Source organism: Micromonospora sp. CA-240977 (assembly GCF_050942285.1).
Taxonomy (GTDB): Bacteria; Actinomycetota; Actinomycetes; order Mycobacteriales; family Micromonosporaceae; genus Micromonospora.
Genome location: NZ_CP192055.1, coordinates 6,873,870 through 6,893,854 on the forward strand (window position 1 = coordinate 6,873,870; position 19,985 = coordinate 6,893,854).

At 71.8% G+C, this 19,985-nt stretch carries 16 protein-coding genes; 3 read left to right on the forward strand and 13 right to left on the reverse strand.

Annotated elements, in window-relative coordinates:
• Positions 1-41 precede the first annotated feature (41 nt).
• From ACQPWW_RS31260 to ACQPWW_RS31285, 6 genes are all read right to left on the reverse strand, one after another.
• A complete protein-coding gene (locus ACQPWW_RS31260; protein WP_433127417.1) occupies positions 42-1,145 on the reverse strand; it encodes a branched-chain amino acid ABC transporter permease in 1,104 nt (367 codons plus the stop codon).
• Positions 1,142-2,032 (reverse strand): branched-chain amino acid ABC transporter permease, encoded by an 891-nt coding sequence (locus ACQPWW_RS31265; protein WP_433127418.1) that lies wholly within the window; start codon positions 2,030-2,032, stop codon positions 1,142-1,144. The genes ACQPWW_RS31260 and ACQPWW_RS31265 overlap by 4 nt, the downstream gene beginning before the upstream one ends.
• Positions 2,032-2,757 carry an ABC transporter ATP-binding protein gene (locus ACQPWW_RS31270; protein WP_433127419.1) on the reverse strand — a complete coding sequence of 242 codons (726 nt, stop codon included), beginning with the start codon at positions 2,755-2,757 and terminating at the stop codon, positions 2,032-2,034. Before ACQPWW_RS31270 ends, ACQPWW_RS31265 begins: the two co-directional genes overlap by 1 nt.
• Positions 2,757-3,500, reverse strand: coding sequence for an ABC transporter ATP-binding protein (locus ACQPWW_RS31275; RefSeq protein ID WP_355027708.1), 744 nt, complete (start codon positions 3,498-3,500; stop codon positions 2,757-2,759). The genes ACQPWW_RS31270 and ACQPWW_RS31275 overlap by 1 nt, the downstream gene beginning before the upstream one ends.
• A gap of 3 nt (positions 3,501-3,503) precedes the next feature.
• Entirely contained in the window at positions 3,504-4,703 is a 1,200-nt protein-coding gene (locus tag ACQPWW_RS31280) for a substrate-binding domain-containing protein (RefSeq protein WP_433127420.1), read from the reverse strand.
• 505 nt (positions 4,704-5,208) lie between these two features.
• Positions 5,209-6,321, reverse strand: a complete 1,113-nt coding sequence (locus ACQPWW_RS31285) for a glycerophosphodiester phosphodiesterase (RefSeq protein ID WP_433127421.1) — start codon at positions 6,319-6,321, stop codon at positions 5,209-5,211.
• Between the two features lie 142 nt (positions 6,322-6,463).
• Between ACQPWW_RS31285 and ACQPWW_RS31290 the strand changes: the two genes are divergently transcribed.
• Positions 6,464-7,798 carry a TrkH family potassium uptake protein gene (locus ACQPWW_RS31290; protein ID WP_433127422.1) on the forward strand — a complete coding sequence of 445 codons (1,335 nt, stop codon included), beginning with the start codon at positions 6,464-6,466 and terminating at the stop codon, positions 7,796-7,798.
• Positions 7,799-7,815: 17 nt separating this feature from the next.
• Positions 7,816-8,484: a potassium channel family protein gene (locus ACQPWW_RS31295; RefSeq protein WP_433127423.1), complete on the forward strand. Its 669-nt coding sequence runs from the start codon at positions 7,816-7,818 to the stop codon at positions 8,482-8,484.
• Positions 8,485-8,525: 41 nt separating this feature from the next.
• On the opposite strand, the gene ACQPWW_RS31300 is transcribed toward ACQPWW_RS31295, so the two are convergent.
• From ACQPWW_RS31300 to ACQPWW_RS31330, 7 genes are all read right to left on the reverse strand, one after another.
• Complete coding sequence (locus ACQPWW_RS31300; protein ID WP_433127424.1) at positions 8,526-10,175, reverse strand: protein kinase domain-containing protein; 1,650 nt, start codon at positions 10,173-10,175, stop codon at positions 8,526-8,528.
• A 71-nt stretch (positions 10,176-10,246) separates the two neighbouring features.
• On the reverse strand, positions 10,247-11,809 hold the full coding sequence (locus ACQPWW_RS31305; RefSeq protein ID WP_433127425.1) for a fused MFS/spermidine synthase: 1,563 nt from the start codon (positions 11,807-11,809) through the stop codon (positions 10,247-10,249).
• 36 nt (positions 11,810-11,845) lie between these two features.
• Complete coding sequence (locus ACQPWW_RS31310; RefSeq protein ID WP_433127426.1) at positions 11,846-12,862, reverse strand: coiled-coil domain-containing protein; 1,017 nt, start codon at positions 12,860-12,862, stop codon at positions 11,846-11,848.
• A gap of 228 nt (positions 12,863-13,090) precedes the next feature.
• Positions 13,091-13,900: an inositol monophosphatase family protein gene (locus tag ACQPWW_RS31315; protein WP_433127427.1), complete on the reverse strand. Its 810-nt coding sequence runs from the start codon at positions 13,898-13,900 to the stop codon at positions 13,091-13,093.
• Positions 13,893-14,345, reverse strand: a complete 453-nt coding sequence (locus ACQPWW_RS31320) for a response regulator (RefSeq protein ID WP_433127428.1) — start codon at positions 14,343-14,345, stop codon at positions 13,893-13,895. Before ACQPWW_RS31320 ends, ACQPWW_RS31315 begins: the two co-directional genes overlap by 8 nt.
• Positions 14,342-16,075: a sensor histidine kinase gene (locus ACQPWW_RS31325; protein WP_433127429.1), complete on the reverse strand. Its 1,734-nt coding sequence runs from the start codon at positions 16,073-16,075 to the stop codon at positions 14,342-14,344. Before ACQPWW_RS31325 ends, ACQPWW_RS31320 begins: the two co-directional genes overlap by 4 nt.
• Positions 16,072-17,271, reverse strand: coding sequence for a PP2C family protein-serine/threonine phosphatase (locus ACQPWW_RS31330; protein ID WP_433127430.1), 1,200 nt, complete (start codon positions 17,269-17,271; stop codon positions 16,072-16,074). Before ACQPWW_RS31330 ends, ACQPWW_RS31325 begins: the two co-directional genes overlap by 4 nt.
• 289 nt (positions 17,272-17,560) lie before the next feature.
• Here ACQPWW_RS31330 and ACQPWW_RS31335 point away from each other — a divergent pair, with 289 nt between their 5' ends.
• Positions 17,561-19,981, forward strand: a complete 2,421-nt coding sequence (locus tag ACQPWW_RS31335; protein ID WP_433127431.1) for a M28 family peptidase — start codon at positions 17,561-17,563, stop codon at positions 19,979-19,981.
• The last annotated feature ends 4 nt before the right edge of the window (positions 19,982-19,985 follow it).

Below are 19,985 nucleotides of genomic sequence, written 5' to 3' on the forward strand. Positions count from 1 at the left end.
GTCGCCACGCGGCAACTCCATGATCGACGGGGCCCGGGGGGTCAGCGTGGGCGGCGGAGGGTTCGCGTCAGGTGCACGAGCCGGGGAGCGAGGCTGGTCAGGCCACCGGGGAAGAAGTAGACGGCCAGGATGAAGACCGTGCCCAGGACGAACAGGGGCTGGCTCAGCGGGTGGCTCAGCACCGCCGGCAGGTCGTCCACCGCGTCACTCGTGCCGAACGCGGTGAGCCGGTGGTCCAGGTACATGTAGAGGACGCCGCCGAGCACCGGCCCCCACCGGGTGCCCGGCCCACCGAGCACCACCATGACCAGCAGCGACAGGGTCAACTCGGACGAGGTGATGTGCGGTGAGGCGCCGCCGACGATCAGGACGTAGACCACGCCGCCCGCCGCCGCCAGCCCGCCGGCCAGGGTGAACGCCACCAGCTTGTAGCGGTACGGGTCAAGCCCGAGCACGCCGATCCGCCGCTCGTCGTCGCGCAGCCCGGCGAGCACCCGGCCGGTCGGCGAACCGCTCACCCGGTGCACCACGAAGACCACGAGCGTCAGGTACGCGAGCGCCAGCCAGTACAGGTTGACGGTGTTCGTCACCCCGACCAGGCCGGCGGGCAGCCCGGACACGTCCAGCGGCAGACCCTCCTCGCCACCGGTGAGCCCGCCGAAGTCCCGCGCCACAAGGATCGCCCCGACCTGCGCGAACGCCAGCGTGACCATGGCGAACGCGATGCCCACGGTCCGCAGCGCCACCGCGCCGAGCAGCGCGGCGAGGATCGTACCGCCGGTGATCGTCAGCAGCGCCGCCTGCCACAGCGGCAGCCCGGCCCGGGTGATGAGGATGTCGGTGCCGTACACGCCGGCGGCGAAGTACAGCGCGTGCCCGAAGGAGAGCATGCCGGTCCGACCGAAGAGCAGGTCGTACCCGGCCGCCAGGCCGCCGAAGATCAGGCAGATGGCGAGCAGTTGCAGGGTACCGGGCGAGTTGACCGGCCCCTCGAAGATCCCCGGCAGGGAGATCGTCGAGTACGGCAGGATCGCCAGCACGACCACCGCGACAAGCGGCAGGAACGGGCGCACCCGGTGCCACCGCCCCCGCTGCGGGGTCAACTCGTCGGGCACCTGCGCGGGAGGCGCGTCGATCACCGTCATGCCGTTGCCACCTTTCCGGCGATGCCCTGCGGGCGCAGCAGCAGCACCACGGCCAGCAGCCCGACCACGCAGATGTCGCCCAGCCCGGACGTGCCGTAGTAGTTGACGAACTGCTGCACCAGCCCGACGACGACCGCCGCGTACGCGGAGCCGACCACCGAGCCCATCCCACCGATCACCACCACGATGAACGCGAAGATCAGCAGCGAGCTGCCCTGGCCGGGCGAGACGGTGCCGAAGTAGACCCCGCCGAGCGCACCGGCGAGCGCGGCAGCCGCCCCACCGATGGCGAAGACCAGCGTGAACGCCTTGCGCACGTCGATGCCGAGCGCGGTCACCATCTCCCGGTTCTCCACCCCGGCCCGGATCACCAGGCCGTACCGGGTCCAGCGCAGGAACGCCAGGATCGCGCCGAGCACCAGCACCGCCGCGACGATCAGCAGCAGACCTCCGTTGGGCACCTGCGCGCCCAGGATGCCGGTCACCTGCCGGGTCCAGTCCGGACGCGGGAACGGCCGGGCGTCCGCACCCCAGGTGGCCTGCAACAACGCCACCCCGGCCAGGGACAGGCCGACTGTGACAAGCACCTGCTCGATGGTGCGGGAGTAGAGCGGACGGATCAGCACCAGCTCGACCAGGATCGCCACAAGCGTGCCGGCGGCCACCCCGAAGGCGACAGCGAGCACGAAGCCGAACCCGTCGGAGCCCGCGCCCGGCAGGTTGCCCGCCGCCCACCAGGTGCCGTACGCGCCGACGCCGAGGAACAGCCCGTGCGCGAAGTTGAGCACGTCGGCCAGGCCGAAGACCAGGGACAGGCCGGACGCGACGAGGAAGTACAGCGCCGCCAGGCCGAGCCCGGTCAACGTCAACAGGATCACAGTGCCCATCAGTGGTTCACCTCCGCCGAGCCGACACCCAGCAGCGACTTGGTCAGCGCCGTCTCCAGCAGCAACTCCCGGGCGTCGCCGGTCCAGGCCACCTGGCCGGCGGCCAGCACCACCGCATCGCGGGCCAGCCGGCGTACCACCGCCAGGTTCTGCTCGACGAGCAGCACCGGCACCGACTCCGCGACCCGTTCCAGCACCTCGGCCACCTCGGTCACCACCTTCGGCGCCAACCCCTTGGTCGGCTCGTCGACCAGCAGCAGCCGGTTGTCGTTGAGCAGCACCCGGCCGATCGCGAGCATCTGCTGCTGCCCGCCGGAGAGCGAGCCGGCCCGTTGCCGTCCGCGCCGGTCCAGCTCCGGGAAGAGCGCGAAAACCTTGTCGTACGCCGGGCTGGTGCCGCGCCGTTCGGCGAGCCGCAGGTTCTCGGCGACGGTGAGGCCGGCGAAGACGCAGCGGTCCTCGGGCACGTAGCCGAGCCCTCCGCGGACCAGCCGGTGGGTGGGCCGGGCCAGCAGGCTCTGCGCGCCCATCCGGATGCTGCCGCGGACCTCTCCGGCGGGCGGGGTGAGGCCGACGATCGCGCGCAGCGTGGTGGTCTTGCCGACGCCGTTGCGCCCGAGCAGGACGGTCACGCCGGTCGGCGCGACAGTGAAGGACACCCCCTGGAGGATGTGCAGCCCGGAGATCCGGACCGACAGGTCCTCAACGGTGAGAACTGGTTCCATCAGAGCGACTCCCCCAGGTAGGCCTCTTGCACCGTGGGGTTGGCCATCACCGTCTCCGGGGTGTCGCAGGCCAGCAGCGCGCCGTGGTGCATGACGGCGATCCGGTCGGCCAGTTCCAGGATGACGTCCATGTGGTGCTCGACCATCAGCACCGCCCGGCCGCTGTCGCCGGTCAACGACTTGATGACGGCCACCAGCTCGGGGACGTCCTCGGCGCTGACCCCGGCCATCGGCTCGTCGAGCAGCATCACCCGCGGTTCACCGGCGAGCAGCAGAGCGATCTCCAACTTGCGCTTCTCGCCGTGGGCCAGGGTGCCGGCGAGTGCCGTACCCCGGTGGGCGAGGCCGACCCGGTCGAGCGCCGCGTCGGCGGCGGCGGCGACCTCCCGGTCGGCCGCCGCCCGCCGCCACAGTGCCATCGAGCCCCCGCGGTGCGCCTGCACGGCGAGCCGGACGTTCTCCCGCACGCTGAGCGAGCCGAAGACCGAGGACGCCTGGAAGGTACGGCCCAACCCGAGGCGGGCACGCCGGTGCGGCGGAAGCGCCCCGATGTCCTGCCCGTCCAGGGTGATCCGGCCCTCCGTGGCCCGGCGCAGGCCGGTGATCAGGTTGAACAGTGAGGTCTTGCCGGCGCCGTTCGGCCCGATCACGCCCAGGAACTCCCCGGGCGCGAGGTCGAGGTAGACGCTGTCGACGATGGCGACCTCACCGATCCGCCAGGTCAGACCGCGGGTGGCGAGCATGGCTCAGCCCTTCATGGCCACGGCCGGCGGCGCGGTCTCGTCACCGGTGAGGCTCTTCTGCGCGGTGGCCGTGAACGTGGTGCCGCTGCCCGTCAGCTTGGCCTGGAACATCGGCTGGAGCAGCGCGTGGTCGGCGGCCCGGATGGTCATCTTGCCCTTGACCCCGTCGAAGCTCCAGCCCTCCAGGGCGGTGACCATCTTGTCGACGTCGTCCCCACCCTCCTGCACCGCACGGACCACCATCTGGGCGGCGGCGAAGCCGTCCGGGTGGAACAGGTCGATGGTGCTGACCTTGGCCTTCAGCGCCTTGCTGGCCTCGGTGTCGCTGGCGCCGTCGAAGTAGTGCGACAGGAAGGAGATCTTCGTGCCGGCCGCGCCGAACGTGGGCCAGGACGAGCGGATGTCCAGGCCGGTGACGACGGTTGTGGACGAGAGCACGCCCTGCTGGTCGAGGCTCTGCCACATGGCCGGGGCGGTGGTGCCGGCCCAGGCCACGAAGAGCAGGTCCGGCTTGGCCGCCTTGATCTGGCTGGCGAACGGGGTGAACTCGGTGGCGCTGGCCGGGGCCCGGACGCTGCTCACGCTCGCGCCCGCGCCACCGATGACGGCCTTGACGGCCCCCTCGTTGGCGTCGCCGAACGCACCGTCCTGGGCGAAGACCACTACCTTCTTGCCGGCCGGGTCGCCGATGAACGACTTGGCGGTCACCACGTCCTGGTAGGACTGCCGGCCGGACCGGAACGTGTACTTGTTCGCGCCGGTCACCGCGTCGGTGGCGGCCGGTCCGGAGATGAACAGGACCTTGTTCTGCGCCGCGATCGGCGCGACCTGAAGCGCCACCCCGGAGGCGGTGGAACCGGCAATGATCTTCGTGCCCTTGCCGATCAGGTCCTTCGCGGCGGAAACCGCCTTGGCCGGGTCACCCGCGTCGTCGACCTCGGTCAGCTCGATCTTCCGGTCACCGACCTTGCCGGTGCCCTGGGTGGCGAAGTCCAACCCCGCCTTGAACCCCTCGACGTACTGCTTTCCGTAGCTGGCCAGGGCTCCCGACTGGGAGTACACCAGGCCGACCTTGACCGGTGCGGCGTTGTCGCCGCCGCCGGTGGCGGTGTCCTGCGGGCTACCACAGGCCGTGGCGGCCAGTGCCGCAGCCATCATCGTGGCGGCGGAGAGGAACGCCCGCCGCGTGTGCCGGACCGTCATCGCGACTCCAGGGTGAGGACAGGATGCTGTGTTGTCGGCTCACGCTAGAAGTGACGTCACCCACGAGCTATGTGGCGGAAACACACAAGTAACGGGAATGAGGTGGCCGGGGGTTACAACGGGCCGCACCGCCACCCGGGAGCCCTCCGCGCCCGATGGCCCAAACCCCCACGGAGGGGTCGACCCATGTGTCGCCGCGGGCCATCCAGGCGAAGATCGCCTCAACATCCCTGATGTTGCTGCCTCGTCCGAGTCTGGTCCTTCAAGATCGTGCTCGATCGTGGATGTAGTGGCCTCGGACTCGCGGTGATGCGCCTACAACCTGGATCCAGCGCGATCTTCATCGAGTCAGGCCCTGTGGAGTGGGCGCGGCTCGCTCCGGATGTGCCGTGGCCCGCCGTCCGGGTGGCGGACGGCGGGCCAGCGGGTGGGCCGGGCGTGATCGGCCCGGCGGTCAGCTCGGAGCGGGTCGGCTCCGGGCCGAGATCAACCCGGCGGGACCGGGTCAGAGGCCGGCGAGGGCGGCGACGGCGGTGTCCGGGTGGTCGCTGAAGACGCCGTCCAGGCCCAGGCCGAGGAAGAGTTCGTACTCGGCGGTGATGTCGCCACGCGCGTTCGGGTCGGCGCCGATCCGGAAGTCCACGGGGAGGAACTGGTTCTCCGCGCGGAACGTCCAGGAGTGCACGAGCAGCCGCTCCCGGTGCGCGTCGCGCACCACGTTGGTGGGGGCGAGCAGCGCGCCGGCAGCGTCCCGGGGCACGAGCAGGTTCTTGTTCACGCCGATGCCGTCGGCGTACCCGGCGATCCACCTCAACCCGGCCGGCGTGACGAGGTCCTGGTAGCTGCGGGTGTCGCCGGCGGCGGTGAAGTCGTACGGGCGGCCGGTGGCGTCGAGCAGTTGGACCAGCTTGACCTCGGTCAGCCCGCTCAGCCGGCGCAGGTTGGCCGTCTCGAACGACTGGATGAAGACCGGCGAGTTCTTCCGGTCCAGCTTGTTCTGCCGCAGCACCCGCAGCAGCGGCTCCTCCAACGGCTTGCCGATCGACGCGAAGTAGCTCGGGTGCTTGGTCTCCGGGTAGATGCCGATGGTCCGGCCCCGTGCCCGCCCTTCGGCTCGGGCCAGGTCGATGACCTCCTGGAGGGTGGGCACCTCGAAGCGTCCGTCGAAGGCGGTGTTCGCCACCCGGACCTGCGGCAGTCGCTCCTTGGCCCGCAGCGTCTTCAGCTCGGCGAGGGTGAAGTCCTCGGTGAACCAGCCGGTCACGGCGACGCCGTCGATGGTCTTCGTCGCCTTGCGGGCCGCGAACTCCGGGTGCGTCGACACGTCGGTGGTACCGGAGATCTCGTTCTCGTGCCGGGCGACAAGGACGCCGTCGGAGGTGGACACCAGGTCCGGCTCGATGTAGTCGGCACCCATCCGGACCGCCAGCCGGTACGCCTCCAACGTGTGCTCCGGCCGGTAGCCGCTGGCGCCCCGGTGACCGATCACGATCGGCCGGTCGGTCGCCCGGGAGCGGTCCGCCTCGGTCGCCGGGCCGGCTTCGGCCATGGTCGGCACGGCCACGGCGGCGGCGAGCAGCACGCCGGCCAGGCCGAGGGTCGGAAGGGTGCGTCGCATCGCCGTCTCCTGTCGTCGGGGAAGAGCCGGTTCAGCAGACCGCCCCGGGTTGACCAGCAGTTGGTCGATGGCTGGCCGGGAGGTGAATCTCCGGAATGCGCGTTCCCCCTCCGGAAGCCGGGCGGAAAAGGAAGATTGTCTGGTGCGCCGGTTCTTCCGCAACCCCGTGCGGCTGGTGCCGTTCGCGTTCCTGGTGCCGATCCTGCTGGGTACCGGGCTGCTGCTGACCCGCTGGTCAACAGTCGAATATCAGCGCCCACCCCTGGTCACGGCACTCTTCACCGCCACCTCGGCCGTGTCGGTGACCGGCATGGCCATCACCGACACCCCCAACTACTGGTCCGGCTGGGGACTGCTGGTGATCACCCTGCTCACCCAGCTCGGCGGTCTCGGCATCCTCACCGCCGCGGCTCTGGTCATCCTGGTGGTCTCGCGCCAACTCGGCCTGCGTAACCGGCTGCTGGTGCAGGCGGAGACGGCGGAGTTCGGCATCGGTGACGTGGGCCGACTGCTGCGCCGGATCGCGATCACCGTCTTCGCCAGCGAGGCCGTGATGACCGCGCTGGTCGCCGGGCGGCTCTGGGTGGCGTACGACTACCCGCCCGGACGAGCCCTCTGGTCGGGCGTGTTCCACGCCGTCCAGGCGTTCAACAACGGCGGCTTCGCGCTCTACACCGACGGCCTGCTGGCCTTCGACCGCGATCCGTGGGTGTCGCTGCCGCTGGCGTTCGGGGCGATCGTCGGCGGGCTGGGGTTTCCCGCCCTGTTCGAGGCCGTCCGGGAATGGCGCAAGCCGGCCGGATGGACGGTGGCCACCACGCTGACCATCTGGGGCAGCATCGCCCTGCTGCTGATCGGCTTCGTCGGCCTGCTCGCCGCCGAGTGGACAAACGCCAGCACCATCGGGTCGTACGACGCCGGAGACAAGGTGCTCGCCTCGTTCACCCAGATCGCGTTGAGCCGCACCGGCGGTTTCAACGTTGTCGACATCGCCGACCTCCAGGAGGAGAGCTACCCGCTGCTGATCGTGCTGATGTTCATCGGCGGCGGCAGCGCCAGCACGGCCGGGGGCATCAAGGTGTCCACGTTCTTCCTCCTCGCGTTCACCATCTGGGCGGAGTTGCGCGGCGAGCCCGACGTGACGGTCGGGCATCGCCGGGTGGCGACCGCGAGCCAGCGGCAGGCGGTGACAGTGGCCCTGCTCAGCGTCGCGCTGGTCACGGCCGGGACCATGCTCCTGCTGCTGCTCACCGAGGGCGTGCGGTTCGTCGCGGCCCTGTTCGAGGTGACCTCCGCGTTCAGCACCACCGGGCTGACCGTCGGGCTCGCCAGCGAGCTGCCGGAGAGCGGTCAACTGGTGCTGACCGTGCTGATGTTCATCGGCCGGGTCGGGCCGCTGACCCTCGGGTCGGCGATCGCCCTGAACACCCGACGGCGGCTCTACCGCTATCCCCAGGAACAACCAATTGTCGGCTAGGAGCGAGGAGGGTCGAGGTGTCGGCGAGACGATCGGACGACGGTGGCGTCGTGGTGATCGGGTTGGGTCGGTTCGGCTGCCATCTGGCCGCGTCGCTCAGCCGGATGGGCCGCGAGGTGCTGGCCGTCGACCGCAACCCGGATCAGGTGCAGCGCTTCTCAGTCGAGCTCGACCGGGTGGTCCAGGCCGACGCGACCGAGGAGGGCGCGTTGCGGCAGCTCGGCGTCACCAGCTTCGGCCGGGCCGTGGTGGCCATCGGGGCGTCGGTGGAGGCGAGCGTCCTCACCGTACTGGCGTTGATCGAGTTGGGTGTGCCGCAGATCTGGGCACGTGCCACCTCGCAGAAACACGCAAAGATCCTGTCGTCGGTGGGCGCGCATCACGTGATCTTCCCGGAGGCGGAGACCGGCGACCGGGTGGCGCACCTGATCGTCAGCCGGCTGCTCGACTTCGTCGAGTTCGACGACGACTTCGCGATCGCCACCGTCCGGGTGCCGGAGTCGCTCGTCGGCCGTACCCTGCTCGACCTGCGCCCGGACGAGCGCGAAGGGGTCCGGGTGATCGGCGCGAAGGCGCCCGGTGAACGTTTCCGGTACGCCTCGGACGACACCGCGCTGGCCCAGGGTGGGCTGCTGGTGGTGGAGGGTGGCATCGACCAGGTGCAACGGTTCGCGGGACGACGCTGACCGTCATCTTCCGGGCCCACCGTGGCGCCCCGCCGGGGCCTTCACGCTTTTCCCGGACCACCCCGCCCCTTGCCCTCGCCGGGCTTCGTGGGGGCCTTCGGCGGCTTCGGGGGCTTGGCCTCCGACGCGTCAGCGCCGGAGCCGCCGGGTGCCGTCGCCTTCTTCGGCGGGGCCTTCGTCGTGGTGGCCGCCTCGCTCGGCGGGGCGGTGGACGGCGTACTGCCGGCGACCCCGGAGACGCGCACCCCGCAGGCCACCTCGCCCAGCCGGAACTCCACAGGCAGCGGGTTCGCGCCGCTGTACGTGCCGGTGAGGGTGAGCTTCTCGGCGGCGCCGGGTGCCAGCGTGGTGCGCTGCTCGGCCGGCCGGATCACCACAGTGCTCCCCTGCTGGTACACCGGCGCGGATTCCACCTTCGCCACCGTCTGCTGACCGGGAAAGCTGAAGCTCATCGCCCAGTCCCGCAGCTCCCGGTCGCCGGTGTTGGTCAGGGTCAGGTCGGCGGCGAAGTCGGTGCCGGAGTCCGTGCGCAGCGCGTACGCCACCTCGCACGGAACTTTCGGCGGGAGACCCATCCGGGCCTCGGTCGTCGGCCGGCCCTCGCCGCTGGCCGGGCTGCGTGAGGTGAACCCCCACATCACCCCGGTGACAGCGATCAGCCCGACGGCGGCCACCCCGGCCTCCACCCGCCGACGCCGGGTCACCCGCTGCCGGGCTCGCCGATCCCGGTTGCGGGTACGCGACAGCGGCAACGCGTCGGTCTCCGCCGACCAGGGCAGGATCGTGGTACCCGCGCTGGCGAGCGCGGCCGGGTCCAGGGGTCCGCCGGCCGGGGAGACGGGCACCGCCGCGAGCATGCCGGCCGCCTCGGCGAGGATCCGGGTCAGCTCCGCGGTGGCCGGTCGGTCGGCGGGCCGCTTCGCCAGGCAGCGCCCCACCAGGTCGGTCACCTCGTCGGGCAGCCCCGCGACGGCGGGCATCGGCTCCGGGTCGTTGTACATGTGCGCGCGCAACATCTGGGTGGTCGTGGTGGCGCGCCACGGCAGCCGGCCGGTGAGCATCCGGTAGAGCAGCAGCCCCACGGCGTACACGTCGGTGGCCGGGGACACCTGGCCGTTGTCCAGCCGTTCCGGGGCAAGGTACGCGGGAGTGCCCAACAGCGCGCCGTCCGGACCCTTCTCGCTCTCCCCCACCAGCGCGGAGATGCCGAAGTCGACCACCTTGACCCCGGTCGACGTGAGCATGACGTTGCCCGGTGTGACGTCGCGGTGCACCACGCCCCGGGCGTGCGCGGCGGTCAGCGCCGAGCTGACCTCGGCGCCGATCGTGACCGCCTCCCGCCAGGGCAGCTGGCTCTCCCGGCCCAGTCGACTGGCCAGCGAGGTGCCGTCGACAAGCTCCATCACCACGTACGGCACGGTCAGCCCGACCTGCTCGGACTCGCCGTAGTCGTACACGTTGGTGATGTTGGGGTGGCAGAGGCGCGCGGCGGCCTGCGCCTCGATCCGGATCCGGTGGCGGAACGCCCGGTCGCTGGCCAGCCTGGAGGCCAGCACCTTCACCGCGACCTGACGGCCGAGCACCTCGTCGTAGCCGCGCCACACCACCGACATGCCGCCCGCGCCGAGCTGCTCGATCAGTCGGTACCGCTCATCGAGGAGCTGCGCGCCGTTTCGATCCCCACCACCCATGGTGACCGTTGTTGCCCAGGATCAACCGGCCTACACCTCAAGGATCGGAATCGGTCAGAGTTGTCACCCGTTCAGGCGGTGGCAAGCAGTTGGTCCACCGGGGCGTAGTCATCGGTCAATACCAGGGCCGCGCCGACGAAGTCGGTAAGCGCCGCGCCGGACAGCAGGCTGACCTTCGGATCCACCTCGTTCAGCCGGGCCCGCACGGCGTCCAGCGGCAGCGGCGCGTCGGAGCCGACGATGAGGAAGTTGGAACCCTGCTCCTCGGCGAGCGCCTCGGGCGGCGCGATCAACGCGACGTGCCCGAACTCGGCGGCCACGGTGGCCAGCTCGGCGCGGATGAACCGCAGCGGCGGGTAGTCGATGACGTTCTGCACGTACACGCCGCCGGGGCGGGTGACCCGCCGGACTTCGGCCGCCATCTCCCGGGTGGCCAGGTGCCAGGGCACCACCAGGTGACCGAACGCGTCACCGACCACCAGGTCGCGGCTGTCCGTCGGCTCGCCGCCGACAAGCATCCGGGCGTCGCCCACCACCGCCCGCAGCTCCGGCCCGGTCCGTACGCCCAGCTCCCGCTCCCCCAGCTCGACCAGCCCGCCGTCGATCTCGAACACCACGTTGTCGGTGCCCGGCCGGGTGGCGGTCAGGTAGCGCGGCACTGTGAATCCGCCCCCGCCCAGGTGCAGCGCGTCCAGCCGTTGACCGGCCGGCGCGGCGACGTCGGCGACCGCGCCGATCCACTTCGTGTACGCGTACTCCAGGTGTTTCGGGTCGGCGAGGTCCACGTACGAGTGCTGGGCCGAGTTGAGCAGCAGCGTCCGCCCGGTGGGCCGGGCCGGGTCGGTGGTGACCCGGGCGCAGTGGTACGCCGTCTCGATGTCGCACGGGTTCGGCGCGACGGTGCTGAGGCCCGCCCCGACCAGGCCGAGCACGGCCAGCGCGGCCCGGGTGCGCGCCGGACCGGGCAGCCTGGTGGGCTCCTGCCGGCGCAGATACCAGCCGAGGCCGATGCCGACAAGCCCGAGCGCCACCGCCAGGGTCAGCAGGATGACAGTGCTGCGCAGGGCCGCGACCAGCACGAAGCCGGTGAGTAGGGTCGCCGTGATGCCGCCCAGGGTGCCGATCCCGGAGAGTCGACCGACCACCTGGCCGGTACGACGCAGGTCGGCCAGCTGAAGCTTGACGACCAACGGGGTGACCGCCGCCAACAGCGCGGCCGGCACGAACACGGCCAGCGCCACAAGCAGCAGGATCGCGCTGGCCGCGCCACCGCGCAGCACCTCACCGGCGTACCGGACGATGGGCAGGGTGATGGCGGTGGCGATGCCGGCCAGCACCAACGCCGGTGCCAGCAGGCCACGCGGGTCGCGCCGGTCGGCCAGCCAGCCGCCGGTCCACGCCCCGTAGGCGATCGCGGCCAGCGCGACGCCGATCACCGAGCTGGTCACCTGGAGGGTCACCCCGACGTACGGGCCGACCAGGCGCAGCGCGACGGTCTCCAGCACCAGCACGGCGCCGCTGGAGAAGAAGACCAGGAAGGCGGCCAGGCCGTTGGGCAGCGCACGGCCGCTGACCGGCACAGGCGAGGCCGGGAAGGCCGGCGGGGCCGCTACGTCGGACGGTGGGGAACTCATCGTCGCGATGGTACGCAGCGAAGCCGGTGCTTCGGGTCAGTACATCGAGAGATGAACATGGTTCGTGTGGGACGCGGCCGGACTGCCGCTGCCACTGTACGAACGCCACCCAGTGCCGGGATGCCAGATCTGCCGGTACCAGATCACGTAGAGCACGCCCAGTCGATCGGCGTTGCGCACGTGCCAGGCGGCCAGGCTGTCGCCGTACGCCTTGTCGCCGCCGGTCGCGTTGCGATCCTCGAAGCCGTTGGTGGCCGCGGCGAAGTCGCAGGCCCGGCCCTTCGGGTGCTCGCCGCCGCCGCCTTCGCGCTTACAGGAGACGTGCCGCTTGTAGCCGGCCGCCTGGGTCTGCTTCAGCGCGTTGAGGGTGCGCGGGGTGATGCAGCCGGAGGTGGTCGGGTCCTTCACCGAGCAGGACTCCGACGGCCAGGATCCGTCGGAGTTACGCGGGGCGGGCTTCGCCGAGGCGGAACTGCCCCCGCTGAAACCGTTGCTGCTGCCCGAGCTGACCTCGGCGAGCGCCGCCTCGGCCTCCTTCTTCTTCTTCGCCATCACGGCGAGCTGCTTCTGCTGCTCGCGGACCTCGGTGTCGATGGCGACCTTGGCCTGTTGGGCCTGCTTCTGGGCTTCGACGAGGTCACGCAGCCGCTTGCTGTCCCGCTGGGCCATCAGGTCGAGGTCGCTGGCACGTTCCAGGAACGCCTGCGGGGTGGCGGTGTTGAGCAGCATCGACGCCGGGCCGAGCCGGCCGACCCGGTAGGACTGTGCGGCGACCTCGCCGACCTGGGCGGTGAGCCCACCCATGCGACCCTCGATCGCCGTCAACTCGCCGGTCAACGCCGTCTGGCGGCGCTTGGAGTTGTCGAGCTTGGCCTTGGCCTCGATGTGCCCCTTGGCGGTCAGCTCCAACGCGTCCTGCAGCTTCTTGCTGCCACCCTCGCCGGGCTCGGCGTACGCGGGCACGGCGGCGCCGCCGAGCACCAGGGCGACGGTGGCGAGCAGAGTGAGCAGGGTGCGGCGACCGAGCCGCGGGTCGAGCCTGGTCCTGGGCACGAAAGCGTCCTTCCGTCGACCGCCGGCCCCCGGTGAACATCTGCGCGGCGGCGTCCCCGCCGGCGCCGGTCGGCGGCCTGCTGGCGGAGACCGCCGGTCACGATACCGGACTGTGGGCCGGTGACCAGCCCCCTGACGCCCGGGACGCCCCGATGTCGACGCAGCGTTCCGACACCGTCGCGCAGCGCCCGGGTCAGGGGGCGGGAAGGGCGTCGCGCAGCGCCCGGGTCAGGGGGCGAGAAGCGCGTCGCGTACCTCGGTCCAGACCTGCTCGTTCACCGCGACGAGCAGACCGCGGCCGTCGTCGGTGGGGTGGTAGTCGACGCCGTCGAACCGGCGGGCGACGCCACCGGCCGCCCGGACCAGCACGGTGCCCGGTGCATGGTCCCAGGGCAGGGTGCGCCAGAAGAGGGTGAACTGCTGCTCACCGGTGAGGATGTCCAGATATTCCCGGCCGGCGCAGTGCTGACCGGGCAGCAGCTCACCGATCCGCCGACCGCCGGCGCGGACCCGGTCGCGGGTCTCCGGTGGCAGGAACCGGGTCATCGCCGCGCCGCGTAGCTCGCCGCGCGGTGGCACCGGGATGGTGCCGCCCACCGGCCGGCCGTTGAGCACTGTGCCGTCGTCCGCCCAGCCCGCGGCGAGCGTGTCGGCGAGCGGGTCGAGGATCCAGCCGGCGACCGGCTGTCCGTCGGTCAGCAACGACACCATCAGGGCGAACGGCCGGCGACCGGCAGCGAAGTTGGCGGTGCCGTCGACCGGGTCGACAAGCCAGACGTCACCGGCGTCGCGCAGGTGCCGCAGCAGCTCCGGGTCGTCGGCGACACCCTCCTCACCGACCACCTTCGAGCCGGGCCGCAGCCGGCGCAACCCCGCCGAGAGCAACTCCTCGGCCCGGCGGTCGGCGATGGTGACCACCTCACCGGGCGCCTTCTCCGACACGTCGGCGTCGTCCAGCTTGCGGAACAACGGGAGCACGACCTGGTCGGCGGCCTCCCGCAGCAGGTCGCCAACGTCGTCGAGCAGGGTGTCAGCCACGCGGCGGCAGCTTGACCACGCTGACGAAGAACTCGTCGATCTGGCGGACCACCGAGATGAAACGCTCGAAGTCCACCGGCTTGGTCACGTAGGCGTTGGCGTGCAGCTGGTAGCTGCGCAGGATGTCCTCGTCGGCCTGTGAGGTGGTGAGCACCACCACCGGGATCCGCCGCAGTTCCGGGTCGTTCTTGATCTCTTCGAGCACCTCCCGGCCGTCGCGCCGGGGCAGGTTGAGGTCGAGCAGGATCAGGTCGGGCACCACCGCGTCCGCGTACTGACCCTCCTGGCGCAGGTAGGCGAGCGCCTCGGCGCCGTCGGAGACGACGGTCAGCCGGTTGCGCAGCTTGTGCTCCTCGAACGCCTCCTGGGTCATCAGCACATCACCCGGATCGTCCTCGACCAGCAGAACCTCGATCGGGCTCTTGCCATCCGCCGGCGCGGTCATCCCACCGTCTCCCTCATGTCACCCGTTCTACCGCTTTCCGGCGACTCGTCGGCCCGGTCCGGCCGGTCCGACCCGCCGGACTGCTCGGCCGGCGCTGCCGGAGTCTCGTTCGAGGGCGTGGCGTCGCCGTCCGGCAGGGCCGGCGGCTGCTCCGACGAGTCGGCGGCGGCAGCCGCCTCCTGGTCCGCCGGAAGCGCCGGCAGGGTGAACCGGATCGCCGTGCCCTCCGGTACGTCGGTGTCCACCCAGACCCGACCGCCGTGATATTCGACGATCTTCTTGACGATGGCCAACCCGATGCCGGTGCCCGGGTACGCGTCCTTCGAGTGCAACCGCTGGAAGATCACGAAGATCTTGTCGGCGAACTCCGGCTCGATCCCGATGCCGTTGTCCTGGCAGGTGATCTCCCACTCGCCGTCGACCAACCGGGCCGAGACGTGCACCTTGGGCGGCACCTCCGCCCGGCGGAACTTGATCGAGTTGCTGACCAGGTTGGCCAGCAGGTTGGTGAGCAGCGGTTCCTCACCGGAGATCACCGGCAGATCGGTCCAGGTCAGCTCCGCGTCGGCGTACTGCCGTGCGGCCTCGGTCTGGCCGGCCACGTCGCCCATCACCTTGTTGAGGTCGACCTCGACGAAGCCGGTGGTGAGCCGGCCGATCCGGGAGAACGCCAGCAGGTCGTTGATCAGACGCTGCATCCGCTGTGCGCCGTCCACCGCGAAGGCGATGTACTGGTCGGCCCGCTCGTCGAGCTGCCCGGCGTAGCGACGCTGGAGCAGCTGGCAGAAACTGGCCACCTTGCGCAGCGGCTCCTGCAGGTCGTGCGAGGCCACGTACGCGAACTGTTCCAGGTCGCGGTTGGACCGGGTCAACTCCTCGGCCTGCTTCTGCAGCTGGCTGTTCACCCACTCGATCCGCTCGCGGGCAGCGCGCACCTCGGCCAGGTCGGCGGCGATCTTCTGGCGCATCGCGTCCACGTCGTCGCCGAGCTGGATGAACTCCGGTGGGCCGGTGGTGGCGATGCGGTGCTGGTAGTCGCCCTCGGCGACCTCGCGGACCTGGGTGGCCAGGCCGGTCAGCGGCTGGACCACCATCCGGTCCAGCGAGAGCAGCAGCACCGCGCCGGCCACGACCACCACCAGGGCGGCGACGATCAGCAGCACGACCAGCACGTTGCTGCTGGTGCGGACGTTGTCGGCGGTCTGCTCCCGGGCGGCCAGGACCTCCTTCTGGAGGTCGTTCACCGCCGTGCGCACCTCGTCGAACTGCTGCCGGGCCTGCTCGGTGACAAGGGCCTGGCCCGCGCTGGTGCCGTTCCGCTCGGTGGTGGTGATCACCGGCTCGGCCACCGACTGCCGCCACTGCGTGATGCGCTCCTCGACGATCCGCAGCTCCTGGCTGATCTGTGGATAGTCGTCGAGCAGCTCCCGCATCGAGACGGTGACGCTCTTCTCCTGGGCGAGACCCTCCCGATACGGGTTCAGGTCGTCCGGGTCACCGCTGACCGCGTACCCGCGGATCGCCGTCTCCTGGTCGAGGAGCGCGTTGAGCAGCTCCTGGGACTGCACCCGCAGCGGGCCGGTCTCGTTCAGGACGGCGTCGATCTGGGTGCGGTTGCGGGCGGCCATCGCCGCCTCCGCGCCGGCCAGGGCGATCAGCAGCACCCCCACGACGGTGAGCAGCGTGATGACCCGGCGGCGCAGACTCCAGCCGCCAACCACCGGCTTCACCGGCCACCACCCCGGCTCACCAGCAGCATTGCCACGTCGTCGGCGAGCGGACCGCCGTTGAGTCGTTCGGCCCGGCCGACCAGCCAGGCCGGCAGCTCGGGCAGCGACACCGAACGGTTGGCCGGCTCGTCGAGCAGCCCGCTCAACCCCGGCACGTCGAGGCGATCATTGTCCGCGCCCACCCGCCCCTCGATGAGGCCGTCGGTGTACATCAGCAGGGACCAGTCATCGGTGTCGAACTCCAGGTCGTAGGCGATCGGCCGGCGGGGTCGTACGCCCAGCAGTCGGCCGGCGGGCGCGGGCACCGGGGCGACCCGGCCGCCGGCGAGCAGCAGCGGCGGCGGGTGCCCGGCGAGTCGGACGGTGGCGCGGTTGGCGTCCAGGTCGAGCCTGGTGGTGGCCACCGTCGCGAAGATCTCCTGTAGGCGGCGCTCACTCATCAGCACCTGCTCCAGCGCGGGCAGCACCTCGTCGTCCGGCACTCCGGCGAGCACCAGGGCCCGCCAGGCCACCCGCAACTCGACGCCGAGCGCGGCCTCGTCCACCCCGTGCCCGCAGACGTCGCCGACGATCAGGTCGAGACGGTCCGGACGGGTCTGCACCACGTCGAAGAAGTCCCCGCCGATCAGCGCGGCGTGCCGGCCGGGCCGGTAGAAGGTGTGCACCGCCACCTGGTCGGTCGTCATCAGCGGCTGGGGCAGCAGACCGCGTTCGAGGCGGGCCGACTCGGCCTGCCGCAGCTCGACCTCCCGCAGCCGGCGGGCGTTCTCGTCGGCGCGCTTGCGCTCCACGGCGTACCGCAGCGCCCGGGTCAGCAGCACCCCGTCGACCTGGCCCTTGACCAGGTAGTCCTGTGCGCCCTCGGCGACCGCCACGACGCCCAGGTGCTCGTCCGAGCGGCCGGTCAGCACGCAGACCGCGGCGCCGCTGGACATCTCCAGCACCTGACGCAGCCCGTCCAGCCCCTGCGCGTCGGGCAGGCCCAGGTCGAGCAGGACGCAGTCGACGTCGTTGATCCGCTGCCGCGCCTCCCGCAGGCTGGTGGCGACCAGCAGGTCGATCATCGAGTTGGTCTCGGCGAGCAGCTCACCGACCAGGAAGGCGTCGCCCTCGTCGTCCTCCACCAGCAGCACCCGCAACCGTTCGCCCGGAGGCAGGTTGGCGTGCCGCGCCAGGCCACCGTGCGGGTACGGCACAACTGGGGACCCGGCCGAGCCGGACCCCCGGTGCGGCCGGGTCACCGCCGCGAGACGCGGGAGTTCGCTGGTGATGTCGGGCTCCTTCCGAGTGCCCTGCTGATCCTGTATTAGACAACGGTCGCACACAACACGATGCCCACGGCACGGGCGGGGATGGGCCGCATCACTGCCCGTGGAGGGACAAACCACGCGGATGATCAATGCGGGGCCGTACCGGCCATGCCATCCGCGACGGTTGCGGGGCAGGATGGTGCCACCCCAGGCCCCACCACCCCGAGGAGTTCCCGTGGGCGCACCCCCCACCCCGGCCAGGACGGGCACACCGGCCCGTCCGACTCCGGGCGTACCCCAAGCGGATCGTGCGCTGACCCGGCCGCACCGGCGGCTCGTGGCCGCCGCCGCGGCGCTGGTGGCGCTGGCCGCCGTCGGCGCCGGCAGCCTGCTCGACCTGCGCACGCCGACGCCGAAGCCGGCGGGCGCGCCGGTGGGCGAGTTCAGCGCCGGCCGGGCGTACGAGGACGTCCAGGTGATCGCCGCCCGGTCGCACGTGGCCGGCAGCGCGGCCAACGACCAGGTCCGCGCGCACCTTGAGCAGCAGTTGCGCGGGTTGGGCCTGGAGACCGAGGTGCAGGACACCGTGGCCCCGGAGGCCGGGCAGCTCAGCGGCGCCGCGGGCGGGACGACACTGGCCCGCGTCCGCAACGTGGTGGCCCGACTGCCCGGCACCGACTCGACCGGTCGGGTCTTCCTGGTCTCTCACTACGACTCGGTGCAGACCGGGCCGGGCGGCAACGACGACGCGGCCGGCACCTCGACCATCCTGGAGGTGGCCCGCGCGCTGACCGCCGGCCCGCGTCCCCGCAACGACATCGTCTTCGTGCTCACCGACGCCGAGGAGGCGTGCCTCTGCGGCGCGTCCGCGTTCGCCGCCAGCCACCCGCTGGCCGCCGACGGCGGGGTGGTGCTCAACCTGGAGGCGCGGGGCTCCACCGGCCCGGTGATCATGTTTGAGACGTCCCGGAACAACGCGAAGCTGGTGGACGTCTTCGGCCGGGCCGCTCCGCACCCGGTCGGCACCTCGTTCGCTGTGGAGATCTACCGGGCGCTGCCCAACGACACCGACTTCACCGCGTTCCTGGACCGGAAGTTCGTCGGGTTGAACTCGGCGTACATCGACGGCGGCGCGATCTACCACACGCCGCTGGACACGCCTTCGGCAATGGACCGGGGCAGCCTCCAGCAGCACGGGGACAACGCGTTGGGCCTGGCCCGGGAGTTCGGCCGCACCGACCTGACCGACCTGCGGTCCGGGCACGACGCGACCTACTTCCCGGTCCCCGGCGGCCTGGTCCGCTACCCGGGCACGCTCACCCTGCCGCTGGCCCTGCTCGCGGTGGCGGCGGTGGTCGCGCTGGGCTGGCTGGTCCGTCGGCGGGGCCGGGCCAGCACCGGCCGGCTGGCCGCCGGCTTCGGGCTGGCCCTGGTGCCGATCGTGGTCGCGCCGGTCGCCGCGCAACTGCTCTGGCTGGCGATCACCACGATCCGACCGGGGTACGCGGAACTGCTCGACCCGTACCGGCCGGTCTGGTACCGGTTGGCCGTCGTGGCGCTCGCCGCCGCCGTGGTGTTCACCTGGTACGCGCTGCTGCGCCGCCGGTTCGGCCCGGCCGCGCTGGCCGTGGGCGGGCTGGCCTGGCTGGCGCTGTTCGGCGTGCTGCTCGCCGTGGCGGTGCCCGGCGGGGCGTACCTCACCACGGTGCCGGCGCTGGCCGGCGCCCTCGGCGGGCTGGTCGCGCTGCGGACCCGGCAGACCGGGCCGTGGCCGGTGGTGGCGGTGACCGCCGCCGCGGCGGTCGGCGTGGTCATCCTGCTGCCCACTGTGGTGCTGCTCTTCCCCGCGCTGGGGATGGGCATGGGCGGGGTGGCCGCGCTGGTCATGGTGCTGCTCGGTCTGGCCGCCCTGCCGGTGGTGGATCTGCTGCACCCGCAGGCCGGCGGCCAGCGCGGCATGCGGGCGTTGCGGGCCCGCCGGCTCGGCGTGCTGCCGGCGGCAGCCGCCGCCGTGGCGGCGGTGGTGTTCGCCGGGGTCGGGCTGGGCGTGGACCGGTTCGACGCCGCCCATCCGGCGCCCACCCACCTGATGTACGCCCTCGACACCGGCACCGGCCAGGCCCGATGGCTCAGCCACGAGAGTGACCCGCAGTCGTGGACGGACGGCTACGTGGATGGGATGGCCGACGTCGGCGACGACTTCCCCGGACTCGGCGACGGCGAGCTACGGGCCGGGCCGGCGCAGCCGGCGAACCTGCCGGCCCCGAAGCTGGACGTGCTGGGTGACACCACCGCTGGCGGCGAACGCACGCTGCGGCTGCGACTCACCCCGCAGCGGGCGGCCCGGCTCGCGACCCTGCACGTCGACACGTCGACCGCCACCGTGCTGCGGGCCGAGGTCGCCGGGCGGTCGGTGCCGGTGGAGCCCCGCGACGGCAGGTGGGGCTTCGGGCTGGTGTTCCACGCCCCGCCCACCGAGGGCATCGAGGTCACGTTGACGGTGCGGCCCATCGCCGGGCAGGTGTCGTTGCGGGCCATGGACGCCAGTGACGGGCTGGACGCGCTGCCCGGTTTCCGCCCCCGGCCGCCGGCCGTCGGCGTCGTCGGGTCGCACAGCTCCGAGATGCTGGCGGTCGCCCGCACGTATCCCTTCTGACGGC